The sequence below is a fragment of the Caldimonas tepidiphila genome (genome assembly GCF_003569765.1).
Lineage (GTDB): Bacteria > Pseudomonadota > Gammaproteobacteria > Burkholderiales > Burkholderiaceae_C > Caldimonas > Caldimonas tepidiphila.
On sequence record NZ_QXMG01000020.1, the window covers coordinates 15,785 to 40,016 of the forward strand.

At 72.2% G+C, this 24,232-nt stretch carries 17 protein-coding genes and 1 tRNA gene; 13 read left to right on the top strand and 5 right to left on the bottom strand.

The window, feature by feature from the left end; genetic code table 11:
- Window positions 1-28 precede the first annotated feature (28 nt).
- The 11 genes from flgE (at window position 29) to D3A59_RS14130 (ending at window position 16,119) form a co-directional block, all read left to right on the top strand.
- The gene (gene flgE / locus D3A59_RS14080; protein WP_119155579.1) at window positions 29-1,396 is read left to right on the top strand and encodes a flagellar hook protein FlgE; all 1,368 of its coding nucleotides are present in this window, start codon (window positions 29-31) and stop codon (window positions 1,394-1,396) included.
- Between the two features lie 28 nt (window positions 1,397-1,424).
- A complete protein-coding gene (flgF, locus tag D3A59_RS14085; RefSeq protein ID WP_119155580.1) occupies window positions 1,425-2,156 on the top strand; it encodes a flagellar basal-body rod protein FlgF in 732 nt (243 codons plus the stop codon).
- A gap of 27 nt (window positions 2,157-2,183) precedes the next feature.
- On the top strand, window positions 2,184-2,957 hold the full coding sequence (flgG, locus tag D3A59_RS14090; RefSeq protein ID WP_119155581.1) for a flagellar basal-body rod protein FlgG: 774 nt from the start codon (window positions 2,184-2,186) through the stop codon (window positions 2,955-2,957).
- Complete coding sequence (locus D3A59_RS14095; RefSeq protein ID WP_240636059.1) at window positions 2,954-3,628, top strand: flagellar basal body L-ring protein FlgH; 675 nt, start codon at window positions 2,954-2,956, stop codon at window positions 3,626-3,628. The genes flgG and D3A59_RS14095 overlap by 4 nt, the downstream gene beginning before the upstream one ends.
- A 42-nt stretch (window positions 3,629-3,670) precedes the next feature.
- The gene (locus D3A59_RS14100; RefSeq protein ID WP_119155582.1) at window positions 3,671-4,792 is read left to right on the top strand and encodes a flagellar basal body P-ring protein FlgI; all 1,122 of its coding nucleotides are present in this window, start codon (window positions 3,671-3,673) and stop codon (window positions 4,790-4,792) included.
- Between the two features lies 1 nt (window position 4,793).
- The gene (gene flgJ, locus D3A59_RS14105; protein WP_119155583.1) at window positions 4,794-5,696 is read left to right on the top strand and encodes a flagellar assembly peptidoglycan hydrolase FlgJ; all 903 of its coding nucleotides are present in this window, start codon (window positions 4,794-4,796) and stop codon (window positions 5,694-5,696) included.
- Window positions 5,697-5,709: 13 nt separating this feature from the next.
- On the top strand, window positions 5,710-7,644 hold the full coding sequence (gene flgK / locus D3A59_RS14110; protein WP_119155584.1) for a flagellar hook-associated protein FlgK: 1,935 nt from the start codon (window positions 5,710-5,712) through the stop codon (window positions 7,642-7,644).
- A gap of 32 nt (window positions 7,645-7,676) precedes the next feature.
- The gene (flgL, locus tag D3A59_RS14115; protein ID WP_119155585.1) at window positions 7,677-8,894 is read left to right on the top strand and encodes a flagellar hook-associated protein FlgL; all 1,218 of its coding nucleotides are present in this window, start codon (window positions 7,677-7,679) and stop codon (window positions 8,892-8,894) included.
- A 44-nt stretch (window positions 8,895-8,938) separates the two neighbouring features.
- On the top strand, window positions 8,939-10,135 hold the full coding sequence (locus D3A59_RS14120; RefSeq protein ID WP_119155586.1) for an EAL and HDOD domain-containing protein: 1,197 nt from the start codon (window positions 8,939-8,941) through the stop codon (window positions 10,133-10,135).
- A gap of 292 nt (window positions 10,136-10,427) precedes the next feature.
- Window positions 10,428-13,853: an ATP-binding protein gene (locus tag D3A59_RS14125; RefSeq protein WP_119155587.1), complete on the top strand. Its 3,426-nt coding sequence runs from the start codon at window positions 10,428-10,430 to the stop codon at window positions 13,851-13,853.
- Window positions 13,840-16,119: a putative bifunctional diguanylate cyclase/phosphodiesterase gene (locus D3A59_RS14130; protein WP_119155588.1), complete on the top strand. Its 2,280-nt coding sequence runs from the start codon at window positions 13,840-13,842 to the stop codon at window positions 16,117-16,119. The genes D3A59_RS14125 and D3A59_RS14130 overlap by 14 nt, the downstream gene beginning before the upstream one ends.
- Before the next feature lie 49 nt (window positions 16,120-16,168).
- Here D3A59_RS14130 and D3A59_RS14135 read toward each other — a convergent pair whose 3' ends face one another.
- From D3A59_RS14135 to D3A59_RS14145, 3 genes are all read right to left on the bottom strand, one after another.
- Window positions 16,169-17,092, bottom strand: coding sequence for a trypsin-like serine protease (locus D3A59_RS14135; RefSeq protein WP_119155589.1), 924 nt, complete (start codon window positions 17,090-17,092; stop codon window positions 16,169-16,171).
- A gap of 307 nt (window positions 17,093-17,399) precedes the next feature.
- The gene (locus D3A59_RS14140; protein ID WP_119155590.1) at window positions 17,400-18,962 is read right to left on the bottom strand and encodes a methyl-accepting chemotaxis protein; all 1,563 of its coding nucleotides are present in this window, start codon (window positions 18,960-18,962) and stop codon (window positions 17,400-17,402) included.
- A gap of 217 nt (window positions 18,963-19,179) precedes the next feature.
- Window positions 19,180-19,434, bottom strand: a complete 255-nt coding sequence (locus D3A59_RS14145; RefSeq protein ID WP_119155591.1) for an NUDIX hydrolase — start codon at window positions 19,432-19,434, stop codon at window positions 19,180-19,182.
- Window positions 19,435-20,376: 942 nt separating this feature from the next.
- On the opposite strand from D3A59_RS14145, the gene D3A59_RS14150 reads away from it, so the two are divergent.
- Window positions 20,377-21,543 (top strand): GGDEF domain-containing protein, encoded by a 1,167-nt coding sequence (locus D3A59_RS14150; protein WP_119155592.1) that lies wholly within the window; start codon window positions 20,377-20,379, stop codon window positions 21,541-21,543.
- A gap of 212 nt (window positions 21,544-21,755) precedes the next feature.
- Here the strand turns inward: D3A59_RS14150 and D3A59_RS14155 are convergent.
- Window positions 21,756-21,845, bottom strand: a tRNA-Ser gene (locus D3A59_RS14155).
- 57 nt (window positions 21,846-21,902) lie between these two features.
- The gene (locus D3A59_RS14160) at window positions 21,903-22,724 is read right to left on the bottom strand and encodes a symmetrical bis(5'-nucleosyl)-tetraphosphatase (protein WP_119155593.1); all 822 of its coding nucleotides are present in this window, start codon (window positions 22,722-22,724) and stop codon (window positions 21,903-21,905) included.
- 66 nt (window positions 22,725-22,790) lie between these two features.
- Between D3A59_RS14160 and D3A59_RS14165 the strand changes: the two genes are divergently transcribed.
- Window positions 22,791-24,107, top strand: coding sequence for a hemolysin family protein (locus tag D3A59_RS14165; RefSeq protein WP_119155594.1), 1,317 nt, complete (start codon window positions 22,791-22,793; stop codon window positions 24,105-24,107).
- The last annotated feature ends 125 nt before the right edge of the window (window positions 24,108-24,232 follow it).

A 24,232-nucleotide genomic window follows, 5' to 3' on the forward strand; every position in this document is an offset into this window, starting at 1 on the left:
TCCCCCTCCCTGAACCAGAGAACGTCCCATGAGCTTCCAGCAAGGCCTGTCGGGTCTGAACGCGTCGAGCAAGACCCTCGATGTGATCGGCAACAACATTGCCAACGCCAACACGGTCGGCGCCAAGGCCACGCGCGCCGAGTTCGGCGACCTGTACTCGCACGCGATGAGCGGCACCGGCGTCAACAAGGTCGGCATCGGCGTGACGCTGGCCTCGGTGGCGCAGCAGTTCACGCAGGGCAACGTCATCACCACCGAGAACCCGCTCGACGTCGCGATCAACGGCACCGGCTTCTTCCAGGTAGCCAACGTGCGGCGCGTGCCCAACGCCGCCGCCGACGCGGCACCCACGCTCGACGGCCCGCCGCTGTACGGCCGCAACGGACAGTTCAAGGTTGACCGCAACGGCTTCCTCGTCAACAACCAGCAGCAGGTGCTGCTCGGCTACGTGGCCGACGTCAACGGCAACATCGTGCCGGGCATGGCCAAGCCGCTGCAGCTGCCGACCGCAGGGGTGCGGCCGCAGCAGACGAGCAGCATCAAGATGGAGTTCAACGTCGATTCGCGCGCCGCGGTGCTCTCGCGGCCCGCCAGCAACATCGAGTTCGAGAACCCGCTGACCTACAACAACGCCACCTCCCAGACCGTCTACGACGAGAAGGGCCAGGACATCGCGCTCACCTACTACTACCAGAAGACCGGCGCCGACACCTGGGACGTCTACGCCACCGCCAACGGCAAGCCGCTGCTGACCGAGACGGTCGACGGCGCGGAGGTGCCCTCGCGCATCGCCACCGTCCACTTCCCGTCCTCGGGCGCCAATCCGGTCAACGGCGCGCCGAGCGCCGACGGCCAGGGCGCGCGCATCGTCTCCTATCCCGGCGGGGTGGTGTCGACCGACGGCCGCATCACGATCGGCGTGCCGGCCGACGAGGCGCGCGGCACGCTCGCGATCGCGGGCATCCAGCTCGACATGTCTGCCGCGACGCAGTTCGGCACCCCCTTCGGCGTCACCAACCTGGCGCAGAACGGCTTCGCGCCCGGGCAGCTCATCGGCGTGACCATCGACGACACCGGCATCATCACCGCCCGCTTCTCCAACGGCCAGTCCAAGGCGGCCGGCCAGATCGAGCTCGCGAACTTCCGCAACCTGCAGGGCCTGCAGCCGGTCGGCGGCAACGTCTGGGCCGCCACCTTCGCGTCGGGCGACGCGAGCGTCGGAGCCCCCGGCTCGGGCAACATGGGCCTGCTGCGCGCCGGCGCGCTCGAGGAGTCGAACATCGACCTCACCGGCGAGCTGGTCAACATGATCACCGCGCAGCGCAACTACCAGGCCAACGCGCAGACGATCAAGACGCAGGACCAGGTCATGCAGACGATCGTCAACCTGCGCTGAGCGGCGCTGAAGCAGCGAGGGGCCGACGATGGACCGCATGATCTACCTGTCGATGAGCGGCGCGAAGGCGACGATGCAGCGGCAGGACACGCTCGCCAACAACCTGGCCAACGCCTCGACCACGGGCTTCCGCGCCGAGTTGCAGGCGCTGCGCGCCGTGCCGGTGCAGGGCAGCGGCGCGAGCACCCGGGTGTTCACGCTCGAGACCACCACCGGCCACGACGACACGCCGGGCGTGCTGCAGCACACCGGGCGCAACCTGGACGTGGCGATGCGCGGCCAGGCCTGGCTCGCGGTGCAGGGGCTCGACGGCACCGAGGCCTACACCCGCGCCGGGTCGCTGCAGGTCGCGGCCGACGGCACGCTGCAGACCACCGGCGGCCTGGTCGTGCTCGGCGACGGCGGCCCGATCCAGCTGCCGGCCGGCGCGCGGGTGCAGATCGGCGAGGACGGCACGATCAACGCCGCGGTCGGCAACGGGCCGCCGGCGCCGCAGGGGCGGCTCAAGCTCGTGACGCCCGAGGCCAAGCTCGCGCGCGGCGAGGACGGGCTGTTCCGCGACGCGGGCGGCGAGCCGCTGCCGGCGGACCCGGCCGCGCGGCTGCAGGACGGCGCGCTCGAGGGCTCCAACGTGAACCCGGTCGAGACGATGGTGGCGATGATCTCCGCCGCGCGCCAGTTCGAGGCGCAGATGAAGATGCTGCAGACCGCGCAGAACAACGAGAACGCGGCGACGAAGCTGCTGTCGTCGCAACCCTGACGAACCAACGATCAAGCGAGGCGCTAGATGATCCGATCCCTGTGGATTGCCAAGACCGGCATGGAAGCCCAGCAGACCAAGCTGGACGTGGTGTCGAACAACCTCTCGAACGTGTCGACGACCGGCTTCAAGCGCGGGCAGGCGATGTTCGAGGACCTGATGTACCAGAACATGCGCCAGGTCGGCGCTAACGCCGCCGAGCAGGCGCAGCTGCCCACCGGGCTGCAGCTGGGCCTGGGCGTGCGCACGGTGGCCACGGCGCGCGACTTCTCGCAGGGCGGCCTGCAGCAGACCGGCAACCACCTCGACGTCGCGATCACCGGCGGCGGCTTCTTCCAGGTGCAGATGCCCGACGGCACGATCGGCTACACGCGCGACGGCAGCTTCAAGCTCGACGCGCAGGGCCAGCTCGTCACCAACAACGGCCTGCCGGTGGCCGGTGGCGTGCAGGTGCCGCCCGACGCGCGCTCGGTGACGATCCACGCCGACGGCCGCGTCGAGGTCACGCGCGCGGGCCCGGGCGGCGAGCAGCCGCAGCCGATCGGCCAGATCGAGCTGGCGAGCTTCGTCAACCCGGCCGGCCTCGAGCCGCTGGGCCAGAACCTCTATGCCGAGACGGCCGCCTCCGGCGCGCCGGGGCAGGACGGGCTCGGCGCGCTCAAGCAGGGCTTCCTCGAGACCTCCAACGTCAACGTGGTCGAGGAGCTGGTGTCGATGATCCAGACCCAGCGCGCCTACGAGCTCAACTCCAAGGCGATCCAGACCTCGGACCAGATGCTGCAGCGTCTGGGCCAGCTGTGACGCGCCTCGTCGCGGCCGCGGCGTCTGCCGCTGCGGCGCTGCTGCTGGCCGGCTGCATGGCGAGCGCGCCCAAGGTCGAGGTCGCCGAGCCGACCACCGCGCTGCCGCAGCCACTGCCCGCGGCGCCGGCCGCCAACGGCGCGATCTTCCAGGCCGGGCAGTACCGGCCGCTGTTCGAGGACCACCGCGCGCGCCTGGTCGGCGACACCCTCACGGTGCAGATCTCCGAGCGCGTCAACGCGAGCCAGCGCTCCGCGACGTCCATCGACCGCGGCGGCAAGGTCGACGGCAGCATCACCGCGCTGCCCGGCCTCGCGCCGAACTCCTTCGGCCGCGCCGGCGTCTCCGGCTCCTCGTCCAACACCTTCAAGGGCAAGGGCAACACCGAGAGCAGCAACGACTTCAGCGGCACCATCACCGCCACCGTGACCGAGGTGCTCGCCAACGGTCACCTCGTGATCGCCGGCGAGAAGCAGATCGGCGTCAACCGCAACGTCGAGGTGATGCGCTTCTCCGGCCGGGTCGACCCGCGCGCGATCCGTCCCGGCAACTCGGTCGTCTCGGCGCAGATCGCCGACGTGCGCATCGCCTTCCGCGGCAAGGGCGCGCAGGACGAGGCGCAGAGCATCGGCTGGCTCGCGCGCTTCTTCCTGAACGTCCTGCCGCTGTAGCGCGGCAACCCATCATCCCGCGCCCCCCGGCGCCCGAATCCCATGTTCCGCCAACTTCCCCGCCTGCCGCACCTCGTCCTCGCCCTCGGCCTCGCCGCCGCGGCGCTCGCCGGCACGCCGCCGGCCGACGCCGCCCGCATCAAGGAGATCGCGAGCGTCCAGGGCGTGCGCAGCAACCAGCTCGTCGGCTACGGCCTCGTCGTCGGCCTCGACGGCACCGGCGACCAGACCACGCAGGCGCCCTTCACCGCGCAGAGCCTGCAGGCGATGCTGCAGCAGATGGGCGTGTCGGTGCCGCCGGGCACCAACATGCAGCTGCGCAACGTCGCCGCGGTGACGGTGACGGCGCAGCTGCCGCCCTTCGCGCAGCCGGGGCAGACCATCGACGTGACGGTCGCCTCGATGGGCAACGCCAAGTCGCTGCGCGGCGGCACGCTCGTGGCCACGCCGCTGCGCGGCGCCGACGGGCAGATCTACGCGCTCGCGCAGGGCAACCTGGTGGTGGGCGGCGCGGGCGCGTCCGCCGGCGGCAGCAAGGTGCAGATCAACCACCTCAGCGCCGGACGCGTGCCGGCCGGCGCGACGGTGGAGCGCGCGGTGCCGACCGCCTTCGGGCAGGGCGAGTTCCTGCAGCTCGACCTCGCCTCGGCCGACTACCACACCGCGCGCCAGGTGGCGCGTGCGATCAACGCCGCCAAGGGCGCCGGCGCTGCCGAGGCGCTCGACGGCCGCGTGGTGCGTGTGCGCATGCCGGCCGAGGACCGCGTCGGCTTCCTCGCCGACATCGAGAACCTGCGCGTCGAGCTCGCGCCGCCGGCGGCGCGCGTGGTGGTCAACGCGCGCACCGGCTCGGTGGTGATGAACCAGGCCGTCACGCTCGGCGCCTGCGCCGTCGCCCACGGCAACCTGTCGGTGACGATCAGCTCCACGCCGGTGGTCAGCCAGCCGGCGCCGCTGTCGCAGGGCCAGACCGTGGTCGGCGAGAAGGCCGACATCCAGCTGCGCCAGGAGGGCGGAGCGCTGGTGCAGCTCGCCGCCGGCGCCAAGCTCACCGACGTCGTCAAGGCGCTCAACTCGCTCGGCGCCACGCCGCAGGACCTGCTCGCGATCCTGCAGGCGATCAAGGCCGCCGGCGCGCTCAACGCCGAACTCGAGGTGATCTGACATGAGCACGATCCTGCCTTCGTCGTCCTCCCTGACGCTGCCGCTGGCGCCGCCGAGCGCCGGCCTCGCCGCCGACAGCCGCTCGCTCGACGGGCTGCGCCATGCCGCGGGCCGCGACCCGAAGGCCGCGGTGCATCAGGCGGCGAAACAATTCGAAACCGTTTTCATGCAGGAAGTGCTCAAGAGCATGCGGGCGGCGTCGATAAAGTCCGGCATGCTCGACAACGCAGGATCGGACCTGGGCAGTGAGATGCTCGACACGCAGTGGGCCAGCCAGCTCAGCGGCCGCCCGGGCGGGCTCGCGGACCTGATCGCCCGGCAGCTGTCGCGCAACCTCGGCGAGGCGGCCCCGCAGCAGACGACGGCGGCGCTGCCGCCGCGCTTTCGCGAGCTGCCGCGCGACATCGCGGCGCCGCGCGCGCCCGGCGCGCAGGGCGACTTCCTGCGCCAGCACTGGAGCGCCGCGAAGGTCGCCGAGCAGGAGACCGGCATCCCGGCGCAGTTCGTGCTCGCCCAGGCGGCGCACGAGTCCGGCTGGGGGCGGCGCGAGATCCGCAATGCCGACGGCTCCACCTCCCACAACGTCTTCGGCATCAAGGCCGGCAGCTCCTGGAGCGGCCGGGTGGCCGAGGTGACGACGACCGAGTACATCGGCGGCCAGCCGCGGCGCATGGTGCAGAAGTTCCGCGCCTACGACTCCTACGAGGACGCCTACCGCGACTACGCGCGCCTGCTCAAGGGCAACCAGCGCTATGCGCAGGTGATGCGCGAGGGCACCTCGGTGGAGGGCTTCACCCGCGGCCTGCAGAAGGCGGGCTATGCGACCGACCCGGCCTACGCCGACAAGCTGGCGCGCGTGATCGACACCACGCTGCGGCTGCAGCGCTCCAGCCCCACCGCATGAGAAGGACATTGCCATGCCCGGACTGATCAATATCGGCGCGCGCGCGATGTACACCGCGCAGGCGCAGCTCACCGTCACCTCCTCCAACATCGCCAACGCCGGCACGCCCGGCTATTCGCGCCAGTCGGTGCAGCTGCAGACGGCGGGCGGGAACTTCACGGGTGCCGGCTTCTTCGGCCGCGGCGTCGAGATCGCCGGCATCACGCGTGCGCACAGCGCCTTCCTGTCGCGCGAGGCTGCCGCCACGCATGCGATGGCGGCGGCCGACGGCACGCGGCTGGCGCAGCTGCAGCGCCTGGAGCAGGCCTTCGGCCTCGGCGAGGCGGGGCTGGGCCATGCCGCGTCCCAGGTGCTCAACGCCTTCACCGACGTCGCGAGCCGGCCGGCCGACCTGTCCGCGCGCCAGGTGGTGCTTGGCCGCGTCGAGGACTTCGCACTGCGCATGCGCTCGGCCGCGGGCGAACTCGACAGCCTGCAGGCCGGCGTGACGCAGGAGCTGCGCGTCTCGGTGCAGTCGGCCAACGTGCTGGCGCAGCGCGTCGCGGGCCTGAACGAACAGATCTCCCGCGTGCAGGGCCTGGGCCATCCGCCCAACGACCTGCTCGACCAGCGCGACCAGGCCATCAAGGAGCTCAGCGGCTTCGTCCAGGTCACGCAGATCCCGGCCGAGGACGGCACCGTGGGCCTGTTCATCGGCGGCGGCCAGCGCCTCGTGCTCGGCAACCAGGCGCTGGAGCTGCGCGCGCTGCCCGACGCCTACGATCCAAACGTGCTGCGCCTGGGCGTGCGCGAGGGCGGCACCGACCGCCCGATCGCGGAGGGCTCGGTGGCCGGCGGCTCGATCGCCGGGCTGCTGCGCTTCCAGAGCCAGGACCTGCCCGACGCGCAGAACCAGCTCGGCCGGCTGGGCGAGACGGTGAGCCGCGCGCTCAACGACCAGCAGGCGCTGGGCCTGGACCTGACGGGCGCGCAGGGCGGCCCGATGCTCGCGACCGGCGCGCCGCGCGTGCTGCCGAACCCCCACAACCAGGGCGCGGCGGCGGTGACGCTCGAGATCCGCGACGGCGCGCTGCTGCAGGCGAGCGACTACGAGCTGATGCGCGACGGCGAGGGTTTCCGCCTGACGCGCCTGGGCGCGCCGCAGGCGAGCTTCGGCTTCAGCGCCGAGCAGCTCGCCGAGGGCGTCGCGGTCGACGGCCTGCGCATCCGTGTCGAGGGCGCAGCCGCCGGCGGCGACCGCTTCCTGCTGCAGCCGCTGCGGCAGGTGGGGCGCGACATGCAGCGCGTGATGGACGATCCGCAGCGCATCGCCGCGGCGCCGCCGCTCACCGCGACGCAGCCGCCGCGCGCCGACGGCAGCCTGCCGCCGGCGGTCTCGGTGGTGCAGCGCGCCCCGATGCCGGAGGGCCGCCAGGCGGACTTCCCGCTGCAGCTCACGGTGGTCGAGGTCGGCGGTGGCGAGGTCGTCTTCAGCATCGCCGGCAGCCCGCCGCAGCGCGTGAGCGCGGGCGAGTTCGTCTCTCGCTACGGCACCGAGCTGCGTTTCGCCAGCGTGCCGAGGCCGGGCGACGTCATCGAGCTCAACCGCACGCACCCGGTCGGCGCCTACAACGGCAACGCGCTGGCGATGCTGCAGCTGCGCGACGCGCCGCTGGTCGGGCAGCGCCTGGAGGGCGGCACGCCGCAGGGCGGCCAGACCCTCACCGACGCCTACGCGGGCCTGGTCGGCGACATCGGCGTGCGGGTGCAGGGCGGCCGCGCGGCGGCCGAGACCTCGCGCCGCGTGGCGCAGGAGGCCGAGGCGGCGCGCAGCAACGGAGCGGCCGTCAACCTCGACGAGGAGGCGGCGCGCCTGATCGAGTACCAGCAGTCCTACCAGGCCGCGGCCAAGGTGCTGCAGGTGGCGCAGTCGGTGTTCGACACGCTGATGCAGACCGTCTCGCGCTGATCGCGCCGCGACGTATCCAGGAGTTATTGACCATGCGCCTTTCCACCGCCCATCTCCGCGAGCTCTCGATCGGGCACATGCAGAAGCGCCAGCAGGAGCTCGCCGAGGCCCAGCTGCGGCTGACCAGCGGCAAGCGGGTGCAGCGCGCCAGCGACGATCCGGCCGCCGCGGCACGCGCCGAGCGCGCCGCCGCCACGGCGCAGCGCGCCGAGGTCTCGATGCGCGCCGTCGAGGCGAGCCGCAACGCCATGGCGCAGACCGACAACGCGCTCGGCGACGCCACCGCGCTGCTGCAGTCGGCGCGCGAGGCGCTGGTGCGGGCCGGCAATGCGGCCTACAACGACGCCGACCGCCGCGACATCGCCGCGCACATGCAGCAGCTGCGCGAGCAGCTGCTGTCGGTCGCGAACCGGCAGGACGGCTTCGGCCAGCCCCTGTTCGCCGGCCAGGGCCTGCAGGGCGCGCCCTTCCGCCAGAACAACGACGCGCAGCCGCCGCGCGTCGAGTTCACCGGCGTCGCCGGCCGCGGGGCGCAGCTGCCCGGCGCGACGCTGTTGCCGGGCGAAGGCCTGCCCGGCGCGGTCGACGGCTACGACGCCTGGATGAGCGCGCCGAGCGGCAACGGCGCCTTCGAGACGCGCGCGGTGGCGGGCGCGGGCACGGCCTGGATCGACAACGGCCAGGTGGCCGGGCCGCTCGACAGCGGCTTCGATCGCTACGAGATCCGCTTCACCTCCGCGCAGCGCTACGAGATCCAGCGCTTCGCGGCCGACGGCAGCGCCGGCGAGCCGGTGGAAGGCAACTTCGTCGCCGGCCAGTCGATCGCCGCCGGCGGCATGGCGGTCACGATCGGCGGCGCGCCCGCCGCCGGAGACCGCTTCGAGCTGCGCCCGAGCCGTCCCGAGCTGAGCGTGTTCGACGCGCTCGACCGTGCCATCGAGGGCCTGCGCAAGCCCGGCGCCGGTCACGCCACGCAGACGGTGAGCGCCGGACTGCGCGACGTCGACGCCGTGCTCGGCCGGCTGCTGTCGGTGCGCAGCGTGGTGGGCGATACGCTGCGGCGCATCGACGGCGTCGAGGAGCGGCTCGACGGCACGCGGCTGCAGGCGCAGGTCGAGCGCTCCGAGGCCGAGGATCTCGACCTGCTGCGCGGCATCTCCGACGTCCAGCAGAAGCAGAACAGCTACGAGACGGTGCTCAAGAGCTATGCGCAGGTGAGCCGGCTGTCGCTGTTCCAGTACATCGCCTGAGCTCGAATCCCGTTCCCCCCCTTGCCCAGAAGGACACCGTTCCGATGAATCTCGACCTGCTCGGCCTGATCGCGCTGAGCCACGCGCCGGTGGTGGACCGCCAGCGTGCGGTGACGGCGACGCGGCTGACCGTGTCGGTGCTGCGCCACGGCCATGCACCCGCGCCCGAGCTGCTGCTGCAGATGGTGGAGGAGGTGTGGCCCGCGGGCGGGCTGCCCGTGTCGCTCAACATCCTCAACGAGGCGCTGCTGGCGGCGGTGCTCGAGGCGCGGCTGCCGGCGTCGGTGATGGTGGAGCTGCCGTCCTTCATGGCCTGCGATCCGGCCTACACGGAACGCATCCGGCTGCTGTACGCGCGCGGCGTGCCGCTGCTGCTGCACGGCCTGCCGCAGGCGGCGCTGCCGCCCGGCCTGCTCGGCTGCTTCAGGTACTCGGTGATCGAGCTGGCGCACGACCGCCGCATCGACGAGCCGCTGGAGGCGGCCTCGGGCGGCACGCGCAGCCTGGGCTTCATCCAGAGCGGCGTGCACACGGTGGCCGAGATGGAGGACAGCTTCCGGCGCGGCGCGGTCGCGACGATGGGCTGGCCGATCGAGGAGGTGCTGTCGGCCGAGGGCCAGCGCCCGGCGCAGCCGGACCTGCAGGCGCTCACGGAGCTGATGCGCCGGGTCGATGCGGGCGAGGACGTCGACAAGCTCGAGGCGGTGCTCAAGCGCGACCCGAGCCTGGCCTTCCAGCTGATGCGCTACATCAACTCGCCGGCCTTCGGGCTGTCGGTGGAGATCAGCTCCTTCGGCCACGCGATCATGCTGCTCGGCTACAAGCGGCTCAAGCGCTGGCTGGCGCTGCTGCTGGCCACCGCGAGCCGCGACGCCAACATGCGCCCGCTGATGTACGCCTCGGTGCGCCGCGGCCTGCTGATGGAGCAGCTGCTGGCGTCGCAGTCGGCCGACGAGGAACTGCGCAGCGAGCTGTTCATCTGCGGCGTGTTCTCGCTGCTCGACCGCATGTTCCAGCGTTCCTTCTCCGACCTGCTCGGCACGCTGCCGGTGCCCGAGCGGGTGCAGCAGGCGCTGGTGCACGGCAGCGGCCCCTTCCAGCCCTATCTCGACCTCGCGTGCGCGCTCGAGCAGGACGCCGGCCCGGTGATCGCCGAGCTCGCCGGCCCGCTGATGCTGCCGATGCCCGAGGTCAATGCCGCGCTGCTGCGCGCGCTGGTGCTCGCGGCGCAGCTCGACTGAGCCGCAAGGACGCCCGGCCGCCGCGCCCGGGGCCGCAGCGCGGCAGTGCCCGCCGGAAGCCGCTCGGGGAGAATCCGTCCCGCGTAAGGAAGTCATGCCATAAAACGGCCACCACCGGCCGCCGATCCTCGGGCATGCTGTCGCGCGTGCGAGCGGGTTCGCCCTGCCGCCCGAACTTCAGGAGATCCGCATCATCGCCCCGCCCCGCCTCGCCCTGGTTTCACTGAGCACCGCCCTCGGGCTGGCGGCGTGGCTGGTCGCGCTGCAGGGCGCAGGTCCCTGGACGGGCACGGTGTCGCTGCTGCTGCTCGGCGCGGCGCTCGCCTCGGCGTGCTGGCGCGCGCCGGCGCCCGCCGCCGCGGCCCCGGACGGCGACTCGCCCCCGACGCTGCCGATGCCGGACCCCGGCCCCGAACGCGACAGCGCGGCCGCGCAGGAGGCCGCACTGCGGCTGGCGCACCCGCAGGCCGGGCTCGACGAGGCGCTGCCGGCGGCCGCGGCGCTGCTCGCGCGGGCCTTCGGCGCCCGCGAGGCGCTGGTGTGGCAGGTCCACGGCTGGCGCGAGGACGCCGGGCTGCTGCTGCCCTGGCCCCTGGCGGCCAGCGGCGCGCCGATCGATCTCGAGGCGCTGCAGCCGGTGCAGGCCGGCGACGGCGCCGCCGGGGATGCGCTGGCGCAGCGCCGGCCGCTACGCTGCGAATACGCGAGGCTCGAGCCGGACGCCGGCGCCGGGCGCAGCTGGCCGGGCGGCCGCCCGGCGGTCCTGCTGGCGCTGCCGGTCTGCGTCGACCAGGCGCCGCTCGCGCTCGTCGAGCTGCTCGATCCGCGGCCCGGCCACGCCGAGGAGGCAGGACAGCTGCTCGGGGTGGTGGCGCACCAGCTGCAGCTCGTCGCGGCCTTCGAGGCCGGGCGCCGCCAGCTCGCCGTGCTGCGCGAGCGCGCCGAGCGGCTGGCGGTCGTGACCGCCCGCATCAGCGTCGGCATGATGATCACCGACCGCGCCGGCACGATCGAATGGGCCAACGACGCGATGGCCGCGCTCAGCGGGCGGCCGGCGCGAAAGCTGGTCGGCCTGCCGTGCTGGGCGGTGCTCGGCGAGGGCGGCGAGCCGGCGGCGAGCACCGCACGGCTGCGCGGCGCGATCGAGGCCGGCGAGCACTTCACGCTCGAGCTGCAGGCGCTGCGCACCGCGCCGGGCGGCGCGCGGCAGTCCTACTGGGCCGCGGTGGATGCCACGCACGTGCTCTACGGCAGCCAGGGGCGCTCGCAGTTCGTCTGCCTCGTCAACGACATCTCCGAGCGCCGCGGCCGCGCCGAGCAGCTCGAGCGCGAGCGGGCGCAGCTCAACGCGCTGATCGAGCAGCTGCCGGTGAGCCTGCTGGTGCACGAGCCGCAGCAGCAGCAGCGCGTGCTTGGCGTCAACCGCCACGCCGAGCAGGAGCTCGGCATGGACCGCCAGGTGCTGGTCGGCTGCACGCCCGAGCAGGCCTACGGCGAGGCGGCAGGCGCGCGCATCCGGCCCTCGCTGCACCGCGCGCTCGACAGCGGCGGCTCCTTCGAGGAGGACTTCGTCTGGCCCTCGGCGCGAGGCGAGCGGCAGATCAACGCGCGCTACGTCGCGATGCGCGATGCCGACGGCCGGCCGCAGCGCGTCATCATGCTGCTGCGCGACCTGACGCTGCGCCGCCGCGCCGAGCAGGCGCTGGTCGAGCTCGAGGCGCGCTTCCGCGAGTTCGCCGACGCGGTGGCCGACCACGTCTACATCACCGACCCGCGGCGCAGCCGCTTCATCTACGTCAGCCAGCGCCTGCAGGACTTCTGGGGCGTCACGCTCGAGCAGCTCACGAACGACCCGCAGTGCCACCAGATGCACCTCGACCTGCGCGACGCGGCGCTGGCGCGGCATTGCCGCGAGCGCGAGGCGCAGCTGCTGCCGGTCGACGAGGTGCTGCGCGTGCAGCACCCGACGCGCGGCCTGCGCTGGCTGCGCACGCGCACGCGCAGCCAGCGCCAGGCCGACGGCGAGGTGCGCGTCTACGGCATCGACACCGACATCACCGAGGAGCGGCGGCGCGAGCAGGAGCTGCAGCGGGCGCGCGACACCGCCGAGGCCGCGAGCCAGGCCAAGAGCCAGTTTATGGCCAACATGAGCCACGAGATCCGCACGCCGATGAACGGCATCCTCGGCATGACCGAGCTGCTGCTGGGCACGACGCTCGACGAGAAGCAGCGCCGCTTCGCGCAGGCGGTCTACCGCTCCGGCGAGGGGCTGCTGGCGATCATCAACGACATCCTCGACTTCTCGAAGATCGAGGCCGGCAAGCTCGAGCTCGCGCCGTCGGACTTCGCGCTGCGCTCGGTGGTCGAGGACACGCTCGAGCTGCTCGCGCCGCGCGCGCAGGACAAGGCGCTGGCGCTGCACTACCGCGAGGAGCCGGGGCTGCCGGCGCGCGTGCACGGCGACCCGCTGAGGCTGCGCCAGGTGCTGACCAACCTGGTGGCCAACGCGATCAAGTTCACCGAGCACGGCGAGGTGGTGGTGCAGGTGCGGCGCGGCAGCTGCGGCGCCGCGCCGGTGCCCGGCGCGCTGTGGCTGGAGTTCGAGGTGCGCGACACCGGCATCGGCGTCGAGCCGCGGCAGCTGCCGAGGCTGTTCTCCGCCTTCACGCAGGCGCACGACGGCATGGCGCGGCGCTACGGCGGCACCGGGCTCGGCCTGGCGATCTCCAAGCAGCTCGTCGAGCTGATGGGCGGGCGCATCGACGCCGAGAGCGTGGTCGGGCAGGGCTCCACCTTCCGCTTCTGCCTGCCGGTGCAGGCGGCGGACGAGGGCTGCGAGGCCGCGCCCGAGGCGGCGTCCGCGCCGGCCGTGCCCGCGGAGCCCGTGCTGGCGGGCCACGAGGTGCTGGTGGTCGAGGACAACCCGGTCAACCAGGAGGTGATCGGCCAGATGCTGCGCCGTCTCGGGTGCCGGGTCCGCCTCGCGTCCTCGGGCGCGGAGGGCCTGGGGCTGCTGTGCGAGCAGCGCTTCGAGCTGGTGCTGATGGACGTGCAGATGCCGGGCATGGACGGGGTCGAGGCGCTCGAGTGGCTGCGCCGCGGGCCGTGCGAGCGCTTCCCCTTCGTCAACCCGCCGTCGCTGCCGGTGATCGCTGTCACCGCCAACGCGCTCGGCGGCGACGAGCAGCGCTTCCTCGCGCTCGGCTTCAGCGACTACCTCTCCAAGCCCTTCCGCCAGCACCAGCTCGCCGCGCTGCTGGGGCGCTGGCTCGACGCGTCGCAGCGGGGCGAGGCCGCCGCTGCCACGCCGCCGGCCGCCGCCGCCCCGGTCGCGGCGAGCGCGGAGCCGGACCCGGAGGTCTTCGACCCGCAGGCGCTGGCACGGCTGCGCGAGCTCGATCCGCAGGGCGAGAACCGCGTGCTGCCGCGGCTGTTCCAGGTCTTCGACGCCTCGCTCGGCCGCCTCGGCGCGGAGCTGGAGAGCGCGTGGCAGGGCGGCGACGCGGCGACAATCCGTGCCGTGGCGCACACGCTCAAGTCCTCGAGCGCCAGCCTCGGCGCACTCAAGCTCTCGGGCGTGTGTGCCGAAATCGAGGCGATCATCCGTGCCAGCGGCGGCGTCCCCGGCGACGCCTACCGCCGCGCGCTGCTCGACGAGGCGGCGCGTGTCCGAGGGAACCTGAAAACCATGCTGGAGGCGCTGCATGAAGCCGCTTGAGCGAGCCGGCGACGAAGCCGACCTGGGTCAGCCGAGCGTGCTGCTGGTCGACGACGACGAAGTCGGGCTGCTGCTGACCTCGATCGCGCTGCGCGACCGGGGCTTTTCCGTCACCGAGGTGCCGGGCGGTGCCGCGGCGCTGCGCCTGCTCGCCGGCTGGACGCCCGACATGGTCGTGCTCGATGCGCTGATGCCGGGGATGGACGGCTTCGCGGTGTGCCGCACGATCCGCGCGACGCCGGGCCTGCAGTCGGTGCCGATCCTGCTGCTGACCGGGCTCGACGACGAGGCCTCGATCCTGCGCGCCTACGAGGCCGGCGCCACCGACTTCTTCGTCAAGTGCAACCAGTGGAGCCTGCTGGCGGGGCGGCTGCGCTACATGCTGCGCTCGGCGCGCACGCGCCAGGAGCTCGAGCGCAGCAAGGCCAAGCTCGCGCGCGCGCAGGACCTCGCCCGCATGGGCAGCTTCGACTGGCGAGCGCGCGGCGGGGGCCTCGCGTTCTCCACCGAGGCGCTGCGCGTGCTCGGCCTCGCGCCCGGCGACGCGCTGGGCCTGCGCGGCGCGCTGCGGCTGGTGTGCGACGAGGCGCGCAGCGGGCTCGTCGCGGTGCTGCGCGAGGTGATGCGCCACCGCACCGTGCTGTGCATCGACGTGCCGGTGCGGCTGCGCGACGGCCGCCACCGCGTGCTGCACGTCGAGGCCGAGCCGGAGTTCAGCGAGGCCGGCGCGCTGAGCAGCTACACCGGCATCGTGCAGGACGTCACAGACCGGCGCATGGCCGAGGACACCATCAAGCACCTCGCCAACTTCGACCCGCTCACCGGGCTGCCGAACCGGCGCCAGCTGATCTGGCGCGCCGAGCGCGCGATCGAGCAGGCGCGCCAGGGCGGGCACTCGGTCGGGCTGCTGCTGATCGATCTCGACCGCTTCAAGGTCATCAACGACACGCTCGGCCACGGCGCCGGCGACGAGCTGCTGGTCGAGGTCGGGCGGCGGCTGCGCGCCTGCGTGCGCCACTCGGACCAGGTGCTCGACGCCTCGCTGGACACGCACGGCACGCGCACGCACCGCACGCTCGAGGCGGTGGGCCGGCTCGGCGGCGACGAGTTCGTCGCGCTGCTGCCCGAGATCGACGACGAGAAGGAGGGCGAGGCGATCGCGTCGCGCATCCTCGAGGCGCTGCGCGAGCCGGTGCTCGTGGGCGGGCAGGAGTGCTTCGTCACGGCGAGTGTCGGCATCGCGATGTTCCCGCGCGACGGCCACACCGTCGCCGACCTGCTGCGCAACTCCGACGTCGCGATGTACGCGGCCAAGTCCGAGGGCCGCAACGGCGCCTCGCCCTACCGCCCGCACCTGGCCGGCAAGGGCCGCGAGAAGCTCGAGCTCGAGAGCGCGCTGCACAAGGCGCTCGAGCGCGGCGAGCTGGTGCTGCACTACCAGCCCAAGGTCGACGTGCGCGGCGCGCGCATGGTCGGCGCCGAGGCGCTGATGCGCTGGCAGCGCGGCGGGCGGCTGGTGCCGCCGGCCGACTTCATCCCGCTGGCCGAGGAGACCGGCCTGATCACCGAGATGAGCCACTGGGCGATCGGCGAGGCGCTGCGCCAGGCCGACGCCTGGCGGCGCGCCTTCGGCTTCGACGCCGCGATCGCCGTCAACGTGCCGAGCCGGCTGTTCCAGCGCCCCGACCTCGTCGAGCGCACCGATGCGATGGTGCGCGCGCACGGCCTGTCGCACCGCTGCATCGCGCTCGAGATCACCGAGACCGGGCTGATGAAGAACCTGCAGACCGTCATCCCGGCGCTGCGCCGCCTCAACGGCCTCGGCGTGGACATCTCGATCGACGACTTCGGCACCGGCTACTCGTCGCTGGCCTACCTGACGACGCTGCCGATCCGCGAGGTGAAGATCGACCGCTCCTTCGTGCGCGACCTCGGCATCACGCCCGAGAGCTCGGCCGTCGTCACCGCGATCATCGCGCTGGCGCGCTCGCTCGGGCTGCGCGTCGTGGCCGAGGGCGTCGAGAGCATGCTGCAGATGGAGGTGCTGAACCAGCTCGGCTGCAGCGTGATGCAGGGCTTCCTGTTCAGCCGGCCGCTGCCGGCGCCGGCGCTCGAGGACTGGCTGCGCCAGGTGGTGCTGCCGCGCCAGGCGCCCTGGATCGGTGCGGCCGGCACCGGGGCCGGCGCCGCGACGGGGAGCGAGGCCGCGCGAGCGCAGCCGCAGCCGCAGCCGCAGCCGCTGGCCCGCGCGCTGCCCGGGGGCTGAGGGCGGCGCGGACGCCCGCCGCCGCCCGTGCGACGGCCGCGGGGCGGCGTCAGCGCTGCGCGTTGGTGGCGGGCGCGACGGTCGAGGCGGTCACGGCGCTGCCCGTGCGCGGCGCGGCGGCCTGCGGCGGCAGCGGCGTCTGCGCCAGCACCGGCGGCGCCACCATCGCCGGCGCGAGCTGCTGCATCGCGCCGACCAGGAAGTCGCGCTGCTGCCACACGCTCGCGACGCGGCCGATGCCGCGGCAGACGTCGTCGCCGCTGGCGTTCGAAGTGTTGGCGAGGATGCCCACCACCACCGCACGGCCGTCCTGCTGCGCGAACAGCGGACCGCCGCTGTCGCCCATGCAGAAGCCCGAGCGGGTCTGGTCCAGCACGTAGATGCCCTCGCTCTGGCGCACCGAGCCGACCGGGGCGGTGCGCAGGCGGCTGTCGCCCTCGCCGCGGTCGTTGCGCAGCGAGTAGCCGGTGGCGCCGAAGCCCATCAGGCGCAGGTCCTGCGCGGCGAGCGGGCCGGCCGGCAGCTCCATCGGCACGACACCGGCCGGGAAAGGGCGGTCGATCCGCACCACGGCGAGGTCGACGCGCGCGCGCTGCACCGCCGGCAGCGTCGGCGAGTAGTCCGGATGGATCATCGCCTGCTCCACCCGTGCATCGGCGCCCTGCGGGAACTTCTGGCCGAGGTTCTGCGTGAAGTGCACCTCGATGCGCCGGTTCTCGGCGCGATGCAGGCAGTGCGCCGCGGTGATGGCGAGGTTGGGACCGACGGGCACCGCAGTGCAGGTGCCGGGGCTGCCGTCGGCGCGCGTGAAGCGCAGCCCGATGCCGTGGCGCGCGATCTCGTCGGCGACGCCGACCTCGCTGCCACCGACCACGGCCAGGCAGGGGAGGGCGGTCGCGGCCAGCGCGGTCGCCGCCAGCGCGCGGCGCAGCGCCTTGTTCGCCTGAACCTGGAAACCGATCGAGCCCGACATGTACTTCTCCCTTTCGAATGCGATGTATGCCGGCGTCGCAAGAAGACTTGCTGCCGGCGACTCGCATTTCGGCCGGGGGGAGGGGGCCCTGAAGGGGGGAGGAAGGAGGTGGAGCGGGGGGGCGTGAAGGATGTCGCGACAATGCCCGCCCCGTGTCGCGCCCGCGGCCGGGGCGGGGTCCGGCGCGTGTGCGAAACCTCACGGCTGTGCCGCGCGCGGCGGTTTCATGCGCCGGCCGGCCGGAGCGGGATCGGATCGCGAGAGGCGGGCGGTGGTCGTCGGGCGGCGGGCCGCCCGCGCGCCGTTCTCAGCCGAGGCGGAAGATCTGCACCGAGCGCATCAGCGTGCCGGAGCGCCGGTTCAGCGCCTCGGACGCCGCGGCCGACTGCTCCACGAGCGCCGCGTTCTGCTGCGTCACGCTGTCGATGTGCGTGATCGCGTCGTTGACCTGCGCGATGCCGCTGGACTGCTCGGCGGTGGCGTTCGTGATCTGGCGCACGAGCGCGCTGACCTGGTTGACCGAGCTGACCACGCGCTCGATCGTCTCGCCGGCCGAGGCCACGCGCCGGTTGCCTTCGCCGACCTGCTGGACCGAGGCGCCGATCAGTTCGCGGATCTCCTTGGCCGCGCCGGAGCTGCGCTGCGCGAGCGCCCGCACCTCGGAGGCCACCACCGCGAAGCCGCGGCCCTGCTCGCCGGCGCGCGCGGCCTCCACCGCCGCGTTGAGCGCGAGGATGTTGGTCTGGAAGGCGATGCCCTCGATCACCTGGATGATCTCCGACACCCGCTTGGAGGAGTCGTCGATCGCCTGCATCGTGCGCACGATCTCGCCCACCGCCTGGCCGCCCTGTTCCGCGACCGCGCTGGCCTCGCCGCTGACCGCCGCGACCTCGCGAGCGGTGTCGGCGGTCTGCTTCACGGTGCTGGTGATCTGCTCCATCGACGACACCGTCTCCTGGAGATTGCTCGCCTGCTGCTCGGTGCGGCTCGACAGGTCGCCGCTGCCCTGCGCGACGTCGGCGGTGGCAGCGCCGATGCCCCGGACCTCGGCGCGCACGTCCGAGACGATTGCGCGCATGTTCAGGTTGATCAGCCACAGCCGGTGCATCAGCGTGCCCAGCACGTCCATCCTGCGGTAGTCGACGTTGCCCGTGAGGTTGCAGCCCGCGATCTCCCCGGCCCACTGGTCGGCCTGCCGCAGCGGCGTCGTGATGTGGGAGTGGAACCAGGCGAGCAGCACGAGGCAGCCCGCCAGCAGGGTCAGCGCCTGCGCGCCGAGCGCCGTCGCCCCTTGCAGCCCGAAGACGTGCGGCAGGAAGGAGGCCGCCGACAGCAGCGCCAGCACGATCCCGTAGCGCTGCGTCAGCGACAGCCGGGCGACCCGGCCCGCCACGCTGTCGAGCAGGCCGGGGCGATGCACCTTGCCGCCCCGCAACTCGACCGTGCGCCGCCCCGAGGCGCGCTCGGCGTTGATCTGCGCGTACAACCGCTCGGTGTCCCGCACCTGCTCGCGCGTGGGCTTGAGCCGCACCGACATGTAGCCCTTGGGCTTGCCGTTCTCCATCACCGGGGTCACGTTCGCGAGCACCCAGTAGTGGTCGCCGTCCTTGCGCCGGTTCTTCACCATCCCGGTCCACGGACGCCCGCGCCCGATCGTCGCCCACATGTCCCTGAAGGCTTCCGGCGGCATGTCCGGGTGGCGCACCATGTTGTGCGGTTGCCCCAGCAACTCCTCGTAGGTGAAACCGCTGGTCTCGACGAAGGCCTGGTTGCAGTGGGTGATGTGGCCCCGGCTGTCGGTGGTGGACACCAGCATTTCGCCGTCCGGGTACTGGTACTCCCGCTGCGTGACGGGCAGGTTCTGTCTCATGTCGCGGCTCCTTGATATGTCGTGGCGACTTTCGGAAGGCGACGTGCTAGAGACATGCGCTTCCAGCGCAGTTATCGCCCTCCCGGAGCGGGACTGAAGACAGATTTTGCAGAAAGATTTACACGCTTTCCCTCTTGACGCCGCGTGTCGGACGTCTCGTTGCGCCGCGAGGAGGGAAGCGCGCGTGCCGGCGAGAGGAGCCGGGGAGTCTGTACGCTCAGCAGTAGACCAGTTCGAGCGCGGAGGCCTTGCTCTGGTAGACCGCCAGGACCAGCACGCGGAACTCCTGCTTGGAACCGAGGGCCGTCAGCATGCAGGCGCCCGGTTCGGCCAGACGGCCCGACACCGCCTCGCCCAGGGGCAGTGCGCCGCGCCGGTCGAGCAGTCGGCACACGGCGAACTGGCCGTTGTTGAGCAGGATGCCCACCCGGTCGGCGCTGCGGTTGATCTCGGTGACTGTTCCCAGGACCATCTGATGCCTCCTCGTCTTTCTTTGCAGTAGGGACTCCAATGTGTGCAAGGGCCGCTCCAGTCATTGCAGGCGGCCATGAAGGGGCCGCGCCGACCCGACGAAAAGACGCGACCTGCCTGTTTATGAGTCCGGAAGCGTGAAAAGCTTTAACCCGATTTTATCGAGGGGAAACTTACGCTCCTCTTAATCGGGATCGTAAGGCAGGCGAGGGCGCATTCCGCTAGGGAAGTCGGCCTTGACAGAAATGGCGAATCTGCTCGTGCTTCCCGCCCGGAGGGTCATTTGTCATTCGTGCGGAAAATATTTCCTTGATTGCAAATGTTCTTGAATATTTTTCGTCCGGGCTCGATCCGGAGACTTCCCGGGGCACACCGGGGGAGGTGAGCGGCCGGGCGAGGGGAGCCCGGGCGAGTGGTCTTCAAGAGGGCAGGGACGGCTTGACGGCCGGCCAGTCAGTGACTGGGCGCGAAGCTGCAACCGGCCGGCGGTGCAGCGCTGGCGAGCGGCGCAGACCCTCCAGGCAGAATCGTCGACCTCGGGATCGAGGATTTCGATTCGATCTTGTGGCGGTTTTCAGGGTCGAGAATGGATGAACATCCCGGGCAAGGAATGTGGCGCCGCCGAGGTAATGGATTTGCCGGGCGATGAGGCTCGCCAGATATTCATCCCCGGAGAAACAATCCGGAAGGCTTGGTGAAATGGCCGGGGGAATAATCCAGTCGGGGAATCGGGCCGCTGTTTCCGGTGCCTTTCTGCGGGGGGCGGCTCGGGCTCCAGGAGCGGGTCGCACCCAGCAGGACAAGGTCCCGGCCCGGGCCGTCCGCGGCACTTCAGGAAAGGGCAGGCCCGGCCGATAAGAGGGCAGTAGGGGCTGTGCAGACGCAGGCGGACGGCGAAAGTCCGGAGTGTCTCACCGTCCCGCTCCGGTCATCGCCATTCGCCATGTTCCATCGCCTCGCCCGCATCCTCCGCTTCACCCAGTTGGCCGCCCTGCTGATCCTCGCGTTGATGGGGGCGGCGCTGTATTACTGCCTGACGGATTTCGAGCGCGCGAGCGAGTGGGTGGACCACACGCACGAGGTGATCCAGCAGATCGAGCAGACGCGCCTGAACACCATGCGTTCCGGGATCTGGCTGCGCAACTACGCGCTGGCCCCGGCAAGCAGTTCCCTCGAGCGCATGAGATCCTCGGCCGCCGGCGCGGAGGTGGCGGCGCGCCGGGTGGAAGCGCTGACGCGCGACGACCCCGGACAGCACCGGCTGGCTCAGGCCCTGGTCGGCGAGGTGCGGCATCTCCTCGCCATCTACCTCGAAGCGGCGAACCTCGCGGAGCGGCAGGGGCTCGAGGCCTTGCCGCCGGTGATCCTCGCCTACGTCCGTGAGGACGTCACCCGCCCGGTGCGGGAGCGACTGGATGCGCTGGAGAAGGTCGAGCAGCAGTTGCTGCATGCGCGCTCCGAAGTCCAGAAACGGCATTTCGAGCGCGTCAAGCAACTGCTGTTCGGCACGGTCCTCGTCGTGGCGATCGCCCTGCTGTGGTCCATCCGCTATTCGGACCGTCTGCTGCGGCTGGATCGGCAGGCGGTGGCGCGGCTGGCGGCGCAGGCGGCGGCGGATCCGCTGACCGGCCTGCTCAATCGCCGCGAGCTGGAGCAGCAGCTGGGCCTGCTCGTGCAGCAGACGGTGCCGGGGGGCGGGCAGGCCGCCGTGATGGCCTTCGACCTCGACGACTTCAAGCCGGTGAACGACCACTACGGCCATGCGGCCGGCGACGCGGTGCTCAAGGCCGTGGGCGAGCGGCTGCAGCAGCAATGCCGCGAGCGGGACCTCGTCGCGCGGCTCGGCGGCGACGAATTCGTCGTGGTGCTGCATTCGGTGGCGTCGCGGAACGCCGCCGCGGCGATCGCGGAACGGATGCGCAGGACGCTGCTGGCGCCGGTCGACATCGGCGGGGTCAGGGTGTGCGTCGGCGCCTCGATCGGCCTGGCGATGGTGCCGGCCGACGGCCGGGACATGGACAGCCTGCTGAAGGCGGCGGACGCCGGCCTGTACCGGGCCAAGCACGCCGGCAAGGGCGGGGTGGATTCCGGTTTCCCCGAGGCGGCTTGAGCGAGGGAAGGGAATCCGGCCGGGGCGCTCGATCCCTGCAGAAAGCCTCGAATGACAGGACATGTGGAGGCTGCGGGCTGTAGCTCAGGCACTGCCTTCAAGCGGCCAGGCCTCACCAGCTCAGATTGCAGTCCCATCTGGTCGGCTTTGATGGGGTAGATGGTGAGGCGGGCCCGGGGCGCAGCCCTAAGCCCGTGGCCGGACTTGTGAATTGGCGGAGACGGTGAGATTCGAACTCACGGAGGGCGCAAACCCTCGGCGGTTTTCAAGACCGCTGCCTTAAACCACTCGGCCACGTCTCCCGGGGCGCGCCGCGGAGTGGCGCGCTGCAGGCCGGCATTCTAGCCGGCCTCGCGGGCTCAGCCCGGCTTCTGGGCCTGTTCGCAGCGCACCTGCACGATCTCGGGCGGGCCTTCGCCGAGGCGCGCCGCGCTCAGGCAGCCGCCCCAGACGCAGCCGGTGTCGAGCGCGAGCAGGTCGGGCCGCTGCACGAGGCCGAGCGTGGACCAGTGGCCGAAGGCGAGCGGCACGCCGGCCGTGCGGCGCCCCGGCACGTCGAACCAGGGCATCAGCCCCGGCGGCGGCTCGGACGCGCCGTCCTTGGTCTCGAAATCCAGCCGCCCTTCGGCGGTGCAGAAGCGGATGCGCGTCAGCACATTGATCGTGAAGCGCTGGCGGTCGAAGCCCTCGAGCGCGTCGCTCCAGCGGTCGGGCTGGTTGCCGAACATCGCCCCGAGGAAGCCCCCGAGGTCCGCGCCGCGCAGTCCCGCCTCGACCTCGGCGGCGAGCGCCAGCGTCTGCGCTGCGTCCCATTGCGGCGCGACGCCCGCGTGCACCATCAGCCAGCCGCCGGTCTGCACCGCCAGCGGCCGGTGGCGCAGCCAGTCGATCCAGTGCCCGCGCCGCGGGCTCGCGAGCAGCGCGTCGAGCGTATCGCTGCGGTGCAGGCGCCGCACGCCCTGGGCCACCGCGAGCAGGTGCAGGTCGTGGTTGCCGAGCAGGCAGACGGCGCTGTCGCCGAGCGCGCTCAGGCGCTCGAGCACCTGCAGCGACGCGGGGCCGCGGTTGACGAGGTCGCCGAGCAGGTAGAGGCGGTCGCGCGAGGGGCTGAAGCCGATCTCCGCAAGCAGGCGCTCGAGCGGTTCGCAGCAGCCTTGAAGGTCTCCGACGAGATAGTTCATGGCGCCGATTCTGCTACGCTCGGCGCGTGTTCGGTCCCGCGCGGCCCTGGGGCCGTCTCTCCCTGAATGGACGTCGTCCTACTGCTGTTCCTGATCCTGCTCAACGGGCTGTTCGCCATGTCGGAGATGGCCCTGACCGCGGCGCGCAAGACGCGGCTGCAGGTGATGGCCGAAGAGACGGACGACGCCGGGGCCCGTGCGGCGCTGAGGCTGCACGAGGAGCCGAACAAGTGGCTGTCGACGGTGCAGATCGGCATCACGTCGATCGGCCTGCTCAACGGCATCGTCGGCGAGGCCGCGTTCTCGGAGCCGGTGGCCGGCTTCCTGCGCGCGCACCTGCCGCTGTCGGAGAACGCGGCGAGCTTCATCGCCACCGCCACCGTGGTCGTGACGATCACCTTCCTGACCATCCTCTTCGGCGAGCTGGTGCCCAAGCGCGTCGGGCAGATCTATCCCGAGGTGGTGGCGCGCCTCGTGGCGCGGCCGATGGAGTGGCTGTCGCTGCTCGCGCGGCCCTTCGTGATGCTGCTGTCCGGCGTCACGACCACCGTGCTCGGCCTGCTCGGCATCAAGCACGTGCCGCGCTCGGTCACCGAGGAGGAGATCGCCGCGAGCCTGGAGGAGGGTGTCGACGCCGGCGTGATCGAGGCGCACGAGCACCGCATGGTGCGCAACGTGTTCCGGCTCGACGAGCGCCACATCAGCTCGATGATGATCCCGCGCGGCGACATCGTCTGGCTCGACGCGGCCGCGCCGATGGAGCAGACGCTGGACATCATCGCGCGCACCGAGCACAACCGCTATCCGGTCTGCCGCGGCGACCTCGACGAGGTGATCGGCGTGATCTCGGCGCGGCAGCTGCTCCAGCAGGTGGCGACCGGACGGCCGCTCGACCTCAACGGGCAGCTGCAGCCGCCGGTGTTCGTGCCGGAGACGCTCACCGGGATGGAGCTGCTCGAGAGCTTCCGCATGGCGAACCTGCAGATGGTGTTCGTGGTGGACGAGTACGGCGTCATGCAGGGCGTGATCACGCTGCAGGACGTGCTGGAGGCGATCACCGGCGAGTTCACCACGGCGCACGAGGAGGAGGCCTGGGCGGTGCAGCGCGCCGACGGCTCCTGGCTGCTCGACGGCATGATCCCGGTGCCGGAGCTGAAGGACCGGCTGCAGCTCAAGGTCCTGCCCGAGGAGGACCGGGGCCGCTACAACACGCTCGCCGGCATGGTCATGCTGCTGCTCGGGCGGCTTCCGGGCACCGCCGACGTGGTGGAGTGGGGCGGCTGGCGCTTCGAGGTCGTCGACCTCGACGGCAAGCGCGTGGACAAGGTGCTCGTCACGGCCTTGCCGCCGGCCGAGCAGGAGCTGTCCGTCTCCGGCGGCTGAAAGTGCGGTGGGTCGCCCCGGGATGCGGGGCAGACCGCCTCAGGGCTCGCCGCTAGACTGCATCGCAGGCCTGTACAACAGGATCGGCCCCCCGCCGCGGTCTGCAGACTTCCACACCCGGCGTG

What these genes read in the sequence shown, in the direction of transcription:
- flgG (WP_119155581.1), top strand. Translation starts at nt 2,184, where the DNA reads ATGATCCGATCCCTGTGGATTGCCAAGACCGGCATGGAAGCCCAGCAG.
- flgJ (WP_119155583.1), top strand. Translation starts at nt 4,794, where the DNA reads ATGAGCACGATCCTGCCTTCGTCGTCCTCCCTGACGCTGCCGCTGGCG.
- D3A59_RS14100 (WP_119155582.1), top strand. Translation starts at nt 3,671, where the DNA reads ATGTTCCGCCAACTTCCCCGCCTGCCGCACCTCGTCCTCGCCCTCGGC.
- D3A59_RS14165 (WP_119155594.1), top strand. Translation starts at nt 22,791, where the DNA reads ATGGACGTCGTCCTACTGCTGTTCCTGATCCTGCTCAACGGGCTGTTC.
- flgE (WP_119155579.1), top strand. Translation starts at nt 29, where the DNA reads ATGAGCTTCCAGCAAGGCCTGTCGGGTCTGAACGCGTCGAGCAAGACC.
- flgK (WP_119155584.1), top strand. Translation starts at nt 5,710, where the DNA reads ATGCCCGGACTGATCAATATCGGCGCGCGCGCGATGTACACCGCGCAG.
- D3A59_RS14150 (WP_119155592.1), top strand. Translation starts at nt 20,377, where the DNA reads ATGTTCCATCGCCTCGCCCGCATCCTCCGCTTCACCCAGTTGGCCGCC.
- D3A59_RS14120 (WP_119155586.1), top strand. Translation starts at nt 8,939, where the DNA reads ATGAATCTCGACCTGCTCGGCCTGATCGCGCTGAGCCACGCGCCGGTG.
- D3A59_RS14140 (WP_119155590.1), bottom strand. Translation starts at nt 18,962, where the DNA reads ATGAGACAGAACCTGCCCGTCACGCAGCGGGAGTACCAGTACCCGGAC.
- D3A59_RS14135 (WP_119155589.1), bottom strand. Translation starts at nt 17,092, where the DNA reads ATGTCGGGCTCGATCGGTTTCCAGGTTCAGGCGAACAAGGCGCTGCGC.
- flgL (WP_119155585.1), top strand. Translation starts at nt 7,677, where the DNA reads ATGCGCCTTTCCACCGCCCATCTCCGCGAGCTCTCGATCGGGCACATG.
- flgF (WP_119155580.1), top strand. Translation starts at nt 1,425, where the DNA reads ATGGACCGCATGATCTACCTGTCGATGAGCGGCGCGAAGGCGACGATG.
- D3A59_RS14130 (WP_119155588.1), top strand. Translation starts at nt 13,840, where the DNA reads ATGAAGCCGCTTGAGCGAGCCGGCGACGAAGCCGACCTGGGTCAGCCG.
- D3A59_RS14160 (WP_119155593.1), bottom strand. Translation starts at nt 22,724, where the DNA reads ATGAACTATCTCGTCGGAGACCTTCAAGGCTGCTGCGAACCGCTCGAG.
- D3A59_RS14145 (WP_119155591.1), bottom strand. Translation starts at nt 19,434, where the DNA reads ATGGTCCTGGGAACAGTCACCGAGATCAACCGCAGCGCCGACCGGGTG.